The following is a 9294-nucleotide window of genomic DNA, read 5'->3' as shown; positions in this document are numbered from 1 at the left end:
GCCGAGCCGGGCCAGCTGACCGACCCCGCCTACTGGGTGGACCACGTCCGCCGTCCGGTCCGCTTCGCCGAGGGCATCGCGGCGTCCGAGGGGTCGGTGTTCCTGGAGCTGGGCCCCGGTGGTGCGCTGACCGGTGCGATCGCCGAGTCCGCCGCCGAGGACGCGGTGAGCGTCCCGGCTCTGCGGGACGAGCGCGGCGAAGCGCAGACGCTGCTGCTCTCCGTGGCGGAGCTGTTCGTGCGCGGGGCGAAGGTCGACTGGGCGGCCGTTCTCCCCGAGGGCGTCACCGAGGCTCATGTGGACCTGCCGACGTACGCCTTCGACCACCGCCACTACTGGCTGCAGATGGCTCCCGCCACCGACGCGGTCGCGCTCGGCCAGAGCACGGCGGATCACCCGCTGCTCGGCGCTGTGGTCCAGTTGCCGCAGTCGGACGGGCTCGTCTTCACCTCCCGGCTCTCCCTGCGCACCCACCCCTGGCTGGCCGACCACGCCGTCGGCGGCGCGGTCGTCGTGCCCGGTGCCGGACTGGTCGAACTGGCCGTACGCGCCGGTGACGAGGTCGGCTGCGGTGTCGTGGAGGAGTTCATCATCGAGGCTCCGCTGGTGCTGCCCGACCAGGGCGGTGTCCGGGTGCAGGTCACGGTCGAGGCCCCCGACGCGGAGGGCCGTCGTCCGGTGGCCCTCCACTCCGCGCGGGAGGACGTCGTCGGCGAGATCGGTGCCGACGCGTGGACCCGGCACGCCACCGGCAGCCTCACCACGGCGGCCGTCTCGACCGGCAGCTACGACTTCACCGTCTGGCCTCCGTCCGGGGCACAGGCTCAGGAGCTGGCCGGCGCGGACGAGCTGCTGCTGCGCGGCGGCTACGAGTACGGTCCGGTCTTCCAGGGCCTGCGGGCCGTGTGGCGGCGCGGCGACGAACTGTTCGCCGAGGTCGCCCTGCCGGACGGGCAGCGGGACGCGGCGGCCCGGTTCGGCATCCACCCCGCCCTGCTGGAAGCCGCCCTGCACCCGGCGCTGCTGGACGCCGTGACGGCCGACGACGCCGAGGTCCGGCAGCCGTTGGAGTGGAGCAGGCTGATGCTGCACGCGGAGGGCGCCACGGCGCTGCGCGTGCGTTTGGTGCGGTCCGCCTCCGGAGCGCTGGCGGTCGAGGCCGCCGACGAGACCGGCGGCCCGGTCCTCACGGCGGAGGCCGTCACGCTGCGTCCCGTCCCGGCCGAGCAGCTGACTGCGGCGGCCGGCGCGGGCGGGGACGACTCGCTGTTCCGGGTGGACTGGAGTGAGCTGCCGGTCGTGCCGGTGGTGCCGGGTGTCGGTGAGGCGCCGGTGGTGTCGGTGGTCCAGGCCCGTTCCGGTGTGGGCGAGACGCCGGAGGCGGTGGTCGGTCGGGTGCTGGCGGCTGTGCAGGCGTGGCTGGGGGGCGAGGAGGTCGCCGAGGGCGGTCGGCTTGTCGTGGTGACCCGGGGTGCGGTTCCGGCCGGTGGGGACGCGGCGGTCACCGATGCGGGTGGTGCGGCGGTGTGGGGTCTGGTCCGTGCGGCGCAGGCGGAGAACCCGGACCAGATCGTTCTGGTGGACACGGACACGGACACGGACGGTGAGGTCGATCTGGGTTCGGTTCTGGCTGTCGGTGAGCCGCAGGTGGCGGTGCGGGGTGGTGCTCTGTTCGTGCCGAGGCTGGCGCGGACGGCTCCGGTCGGTGCCGAGGCGCCGGTGCTGGATCCGGAGGGCACGGTGCTGATCACCGGCGGCACCGGCACACTCGGTGCCGAGGTCGCCCGGCACCTCGTCGAGCGGCACGGCGTACGCCGTCTCGTGCTGGCGGGCCGGCGCGGCCCCGAGGCCGAAGGCGCCGCCCGGCTGGTCGCGGAACTCGGTGAACGGGGCGCCACGGCCTCGGTAGTGGCCTGCGATGTCACCGACCGCGACGCGGTCGCCGCGCTGCTGGCCGCCGTACCGGAAGCACACCCGCTGACGGGTGTCGTCCACGCGGCGCGCGTCTTCGACGCCGGGGTGATCGGCGAGGTGGACGAGGACCGGCTGGCCCGGGTCTTCGCCCCGAAGGTGACCGGGGCGCGGCACCTGGACGAGCTGACCCGGGAACTCGCCCCGGATCTGGCCGCGTTCATCCTGCTGTCCTCCGCCTCCTCCGTCTTCCTGGGCGCGGGCACCGGCGGCTACGCGGCCGCCAACGCCTATCTCGACGCGGTGGCCCAGCGGCGCCGGGCAGCCGGTCTTCCCGCGGTCTCGCTGGCCTGGGGCCCGTGGGAGCCGGCCGGCGGCCAGGACGCCACGGGCGGTACGGCGACCGCGAACCGGACCGGGCGGCGCGGTGGTGTCGTACCGCTCACGCCCGCCGAGGGCATGGAACTGCTCGACGCGGCCCTGTCGGCCGGTGAGGCACTGGTGGTGCCCGTCAAACTGGACCTGCGGGCGCTGCGCGCCGACGCCGCCCTCGGTGCCGGTGTCGCGCCCCTGTTCCGGGGGCTGGTGCGGACCGGCCGGCGGGCCGCCCGGGCCGGCGCCGGGGACTCCGGAGGGCTCGTCCGCCGGCTGGCCGCGCTGTCCCCGGCCGAGCAGCAGGCCCTGCTGCTGCGGCTGGTGCAGGGGCAGGTGGCGACCGTCCTCGGCCATACCGGCGCGGACCAGGTCAGGGCCGAAGCGGCGTTCAAGGACGCCGGGTTCGACTCCCTCACCTCGGTCGAACTGCGCAACCGGCTGCGCGAGGCCACCGGGCTGAACCTGCCCGCCACCGCCGTCTTCGACTACCCGACGCCGCTCGCCCTCGCCGGCTATCTGCACGCCCGTCTGGCCCCGGGTGGCGACGCCGCCGCTCCGGCCACGCACCCGCTGCTGGCCGAACTCAGCAAGCTGGAGGGCCTGTTGTCCGACACCACTGCCGACGACGCCACCCGCGCCCAGGTCGCCACCCGGCTCCAGGGCCTGCTGACCACCTGGTCCACGGCGAGCGCCGCCGAGCAGGACAGCGCGGCGGGCCTCGACTACGACTCCGCCTCCGACGACGAGCTGTTCGAACTCATCGACACCGAGTTCGGCCACTAGCCCCCGGCCGGCCGGCCCGGCGCCGCCCCGCACCCCATGTCCACGCCCGACCCGCAGTTCACTTGACGCCTTAGCCCCACTAGGAGCTGACCCGCAATGGCGGATGAAAGCAAGCTTCGCGACTACCTCAAGCGCGTTCTCGCCGACGCGCGCCGCTCCCAGCAACGCGTCCGTGAACTTGAGGCCGAGAAGGCGGAGCCGATCGCGATCGTGGGCATGGCGTGCCGGCTGCCCGGCGGGGTGACCGGCCCCGACGACCTGTGGCGGCTCGTCAGCGAACGCCGGGACGGGATCTCGGAGTTCCCCACCGACCGGGGCTGGGACCTGGAGGAACTGTTCGACACCGACCCTGACAAGACGGGCAAGTCCTACGTCGACCAGGGCGGCTTCCTGCACGAGGCTGCCCTGTTCGACGCGGGCCTCTTCGGGATCTCGCCGCGTGAGGCCGTGGCGATGGACCCGCAGCAGCGGCTGCTCCTCGAAATGTCCTGGGAGGCGCTGGAGCGGGCCGGCATCGACGCCCTGACACTCAAGGGCTCCGACACCGGCGTCTTCGTCGGCGTCATCAATGAGGGCTACGCCACCGGCGGCCCGGTCCCACCGGAGCTGGAGGGCTTCACCGGCACCGGCACCACCGGAAGCGTGGCCTCGGGCCGCATCTCCTACGTCCTCGGCCTCGAAGGCCCGGCCGTCACCGTCGACACCGCCTGCTCCTCCTCCCTGGTCGCCATGCACCTGGCCGGACAGGCGCTGCGGCGCGGGGAGTGCTCGATGGCCCTGGCCGGCGGTGCCACCGTCATGGCCGGGCCGGGCATGTTCATGCAGTTCTCGCGGCAGCGGGCGCTGGCCGCCGACGGCCGCTGCAAGTCGTACGCCGAAGCGGCCGACGGCACCAGCTGGGCGGAGGGTGCGGGTGTGGTCGTCCTGGAGCGCCTGTCCGACGCCCGCCGCAACGGCCACCGGGTGCTGGCCGTGGTCCGCGCCTCCGCCGTCAATCAGGACGGCGCGTCCAACGGCCTGACCGCCCCGAACGGCCCCTCGCAGCAGCGGGTGATCCGCAAGGCGCTGGCCGAGGCGGGGCTGACCACGGCGGACGTGGACGTCGTGGAGGGCCACGGCACGGGCACGGTCCTCGGCGACCCGATCGAGGCCCAGGCCCTCCTCGCCACCTACGGCCAGGACCGCCAACGGCCCCTGTTGCTGGGCTCGTTGAAGTCGAACGTCGGTCACACCCAGGCCGCCGCCGGTGTCGCCGGCGTCATCAAGATGATCCAGGCGATGCGGCACGGCGTCCTGCCGGCCACGCTGCACGTCGACACACCCTCCTCCCAGGTCGACTGGTCGGCCGGATCCATCGAGCTGCTGACCGAGGAACGGGACTGGCCCCAGACCGGCCGCCCCCGCCGCGCCGGCATCTCCTCCTTCGGCGTCAGCGGCACCAACGCCCACCTCATCCTGGAAGAACCCCCGGAGGAGCCTGCGGCTGAGCCGGTGAACCCGGTCGACGGCGTGGTCCCGCTGGTGGTGTCGGCGGCCTCCGAGCAAGCGCTGGCGGGCCAGGCCGGACGCCTGGCCGCGTTCACCCGCGACAGCGACGCGCCACTCACCGGGATCGCCCACGCGCTCGTCTCCCGGCGGGCCCTGCTCACCGAACGCGCCGTGATCGTCGCAGGCTCGCACGAAGAGGCACTGGCCGGACTGGGCGCGCTGGCCGCCGACGCGAACAGCCCCACGCTGGTGACCGGCGCCGTGCAAACCACCGGTAGCACGGTGTTGGTCTTTCCCGGTCAGGGTTCGCAGTGGACCGGGATGGGCCGCGAACTGCTGAAGACGTCACCGGTGTTCGCGGAGCGGATCGCGGAGTGCGCCCGCGCCCTCGAGCCGTGGGTGGACTGGGATCTGACGGCTGTTCTGCGCGGTGATGTGGATCTGCTGGCGCAGGTGGATGTCGTGCAGCCGGCGAGTTTCGCGGTGATGGTCGGTGTGGCCGCCGTGTGGGCGTCCGTGGGTGTGGTGCCGGATGCGGTGGTGGGGCACTCGCAGGGTGAGATCGCCGCTGCGTGTGTGTCGGGTGCGTTGTCGTTGGAGGACGCGGCGCGGATTGTTGCGGTGCGCAGTCGGGTGATCGCCGGTGGGTTGGCGGGTCGGGGTGGTATGGCCTCGGTGGCGCTGTCCGAGGCCGACGCGTCCGCACGGATCGCCGCGTGGGCTGGGCGGGTCGAGGTCGCCGCCGTGAACGGTCCCACTTCGGTGGTGATCGCCGGTGACGCCCAGGCACTGGACGAGGCGCTGGCCGCCCTGGCGGCCGACGGCGTCCGGGTGCGGCGGGTGGCGGTGGATTACGCCTCCCACACCCGGCATGTCGAGGCGATTGAGAACTCGCTGGGCAAGGCGTTCGCGGACATCCGCAGCCAGGCGCCGGTGGTGCCGTTCTTCTCGACGGTGACCGGTGAGTGGGTGCGTGAGGCCGGTGTCCTGGACGGCGGGTACTGGTATCGCAACCTGCGCGGTCAGGTGCGTTTCGGCCCGGCCATCGCTTCCCTCCTTGCCGAGGGGCACTCGGTGTTCATCGAGTCCAGTGCGCACCCGGTGCTCGTTCAGCCGATCAACGAGATCGTGGACGAGAGGGAGTCCGAGGCGGTTGTCAGCGGTTCGCTGCGGCGTGATGAGGGCGGACTGCGGCGGCTGCTGACGTCGATGGCCGAGGTGTTCGTCCGGGGTGTGGCCGTCGACTGGACGGGTGTGCTTCCCGAGGGTGTCGAAGACGTGCGGCTTGAGCTGCCGACGTACGCCTTCGACCACCGTCACTACTGGCTGAAGACAGCTCCCGCGACCGACGCCACCGCCCTCGGACAGGCGCCCACGGATCACCCGTTGGTCGGTGCGGTCGTGGAGGTCCCGGAGACGGGCGGGGTGCTGTGCACCTCCCGGCTGTCCCTGCGCACCCACCCCTGGCTGGCCGACCACACCGTCGGCGCAGTGGTGCTCGTCCCGGCGGCGGCCCTGGTCGAACTGGCCGTGCGGGCCGGTGACGAGGTCGGGTGCGCCACCGTTGACGAACTCGTCGTCACCGCGCCACTGGTGCTGCCGGAGCAGGGCGGGGTACGCGTCCAGGTCGCTGTCGGCGGCGCGGACGAGAGCGGCCGTCGCACGGTCACCGTGTACGCGACACGCGAGGACGCCGCCGAGGCGGGCGGCGCCGACGCCTGGGTCCGGCATGCCACCGGCGTCCTGACGGCGACACCCAAGCCGGGCGAGAGCCCGCAGGGCGACTTCGGCACGTGGCCGCCCGCCGGTGCCCAGCGCGTCGACGTGGCGGCGCTGTACGGCGGTCTGGTCCGGCGCGGCTACCAGCACGGGCCAGGCTTCCAGGCCGTACGGGGACTCTGGCGGCTCGGCGAGGAGATCCTCGCCGAGGTCGCCGTGCCCGAGGACGAACGCGAGGAGGCGGCCCGGTTCGGGCTGCACCCGGCGCTGCTGGACGCGGCCCTGCACCCCGCGCTGCTGGACGCGGCCGCCGCCGACGGCGGTCCCCGGATATGGCAGTACCTGACCTGGCACGGCCTCGCGCTGCACGCCGTCGGGGCCACGGCGTTGCGGGTACGGATCACTCCGCACCGCCGGGACGCCCTGGCGCTGGAGGCGGTCGACCAGGCCGGCGGCCTTGTGCTGCGGGCGGAGTCGGCGGAGCTGCGGCCGTTGTCCGCCGAGCAGTTGGAGAGCGCGGCCGGTACGGCGAACGACGACTCCCTGTTCCGCGTCGAGTGGACCGCACTGCCCGGAGCCGACGCGACGGCGGCGGACGAGCCGTCCTGGGCCGCGGTCCGCGCCGCCGCCGATGTCACCGCCCTCGCCGAAGGCGCGGCTTCCGCCGCGGACCTGCCGGCGCTGATCGTGCTGGAGGCCGTCGCCGCCCACGACCAGGACGCCGACGACCCGGCGCTGGCCCTGACGAACCGGGTGCTGGCGGCCGTGCAGACCTGGCTCGCCACCCCCGCCCTTGAGCCGACCCGGCTGGTCGTGGCGACCCGGGGCGCCGTTCCGGCCGGCGCCGACGGTGCCGTGACCGACCCGGCGGGCGGCGCGGTGTGGGGCCTGATCAGGGCCGCGCAGTCCGAGAACCCCGACCGGATCGTGCTGCTCGACCTCGACCCCGCCGACGACCACGCACCGGCAGTCCCGTCCGGCCCGGCCCTGAGCCGGACCCTGAGCGACGCCGAACCCGAACTTGCCCAGCGGGACGGCGAGTTGTACATACCCCGGCTCACCCGCGCCACCGCTCCCGCCGCCCCCCGCCAGGCCGCGGCGATGCCGTCCAGGGAGCCTGCGGCGCTGGATCCGGACGGCACCGTCCTGATCACCGGCGGTACCGGCTCGCTCGGCGCACTGCTGGCCCGGCACCTGGTCGCCCGGCACGGCATCCGCCACCTCGTCCTGGCCAGCCGTCGTGGCCGCACCGCCGAGGGCGCCGCCGAGCTGGTGGCCGAACTCACCGAACTCGGCGCCACCGAGGTCACGGTGGCCGCCTGTGACGTCACGGACCGCGAGGCGGTCGCCGCCCTGCTGACCGAGACACGCCGAGGCGGGCGCCCGCTCACCGCCGTCGTGCACACCGCGGGCATCGCCGACGCCGGAGTCATCGGCACCATCCGCCCGGAACAGGTCGCCCAGGTCTTCGCGCCGAAGGTGACAGCCGTACGGCACCTCGACGAGCTGACCCGCGAACTCGCCCCGGAACTCGCCGCCTTCGTCGTCTTCTCCTCGGTCTCCTCCGTCTTCCTCGGCGCCGGCACCGGCAGCTACGCGGCGGCCAACGCCTTCCTGGACGCGGTGGCCCAGCAGCGCCGGGCAGCGGGCCTGCCCGCCACCTCGCTCGCCTGGGGCCTGTGGGACCAGGCCACCGGAGGCATGGCGGCCGGCATGGACGACCTCACCCGCAGCCGCATGAACCGGCGAGGCGGTGTGCTCCCCATGTCACCCGACGAGGGCATGGACCTCTTCGACGGTGCCCTGCGCACCGGCGAAGCCCTGCTCGTCCCGGCCAAACTCGACCTGCGGCAGCTCCGCACCGACGCCGGCGCGGGCCGGGCCGTCCCCACCCTGCTGCGCGGCCTGGTACGCACCGGACGGCAGTCCGTGCGGGCCGCGGCCGGCGACAGCGGCGGCGGCGGCCTCGCGGACCGGCTTGCCGGACTCGGTGCGGCGGAGCAGGAGACGCTGCTGCTCGATCTGGTGCGGACGCACGCGGCGACCGTGCTCGGGCACGCCGGCCCGGAGGGCATCAAGCAGGAGACCGCCTTCCGTGACTCGGGGTTCGACTCGCTGACCTCGGTCGAGCTGCGCAACCGGCTGCGCGAGGCGACCGGCCTCAAACTGGCCGCCACCGTCGTCTTCGACCACCCCAACCCTCTCTCCCTCGCCCGCCACCTGCACGGCGAGCTGGGCGAGACGGTGGCGACGGCCTCCGCACCTGGCACGCCGGTCACGCTCGCCGATCCGGACGAGCCGATCGCGATCGTCGGCATGGCCTGCCGACTGCCGGGTGGCGTCAACAGTCCCGAGGACCTGTGGCAGTTGGTGTCCGAGGGCCGGGACGCGATGTCCGGCTTCCCCGACGACCGAGGCTGGGACCTCAGCGCCTTCTTCAGCGACGACCCGGACCAGGCCGGCACGTCGTACGTGAGCCAGGGCGGCTTCCTCTACGACGCCCCCCTGTTCGACTCCGGCTTCTTCGGCATCTCGCCCCGCGAGGCGCTGGCGATGGACCCCCAGCAGCGGCTGCTGCTGGAGACGTCCTGGGAAGCGCTGGAGCGGGCGGGCATCGACCCGCTGTCACTGAAGGGCGCGGACGTCGGTGTCTTCTCCGGCCTGATGGGCCAGGGCTACGGCACCTCGGGCCCGGTGCCGCCCGAACTGGAGGGCTTCACCGGGACCGGAGGCATGGGCAGCGTCGCCTCCGGACGCGTTGCCTACGTGTTCGGCTTCGAGGGGCCGGCCGTCACCGTGGACACGGCCTGCTCCTCCTCCCTGGTCGCGATGCACCTCGCGGCCCAGGCCCTGCGCAACGGCGAGTGCTCCATGGCCCTCGCCGGCGGCGCCACCGTCATGGCGACCCCGGGCACCTTCGTCGAGTTCTCGCGGCAGCGGGGTCTGGCGTCGGACGGCCGGTGCAAGTCGTACGCGGATGCCGCGGACGGTACGGGCTGGGCCGAGGGCGCGGGCGTG

At 74.0% G+C, this 9294-nt stretch carries 2 protein-coding genes and 1 pseudogene; all 3 read left to right on the top strand.

Annotated elements, in window-relative coordinates; translation table 11 throughout:
* The coding region (locus tag ACF073_RS41210; protein WP_392076695.1) for a type I polyketide synthase at positions 1-3069 on the top strand (3069 nt) is incomplete at its 5' end.
* Positions 3070-3165: 96 nt separating this feature from the next.
* Positions 3166-6774: pseudogene (locus ACF073_RS41205) on the top strand (type I polyketide synthase); the annotation flags it as partial.
* Positions 6769-9294: type I polyketide synthase (locus ACF073_RS41200; RefSeq protein WP_392076696.1), on the top strand; the 2526-nt coding region annotated here is incomplete at its 3' end. The pseudogene ACF073_RS41205 and the gene ACF073_RS41200, both read left to right, overlap by 6 nt.

Origin of the sequence: Streptomyces sp. NPDC015171 (genome assembly GCF_043079545.1) — a bacterium.
GTDB lineage: Bacteria > Actinomycetota > Actinomycetes > Streptomycetales > Streptomycetaceae > Streptomyces.
This window is presented reverse-complemented; position numbering and strand designations above follow the sequence as displayed.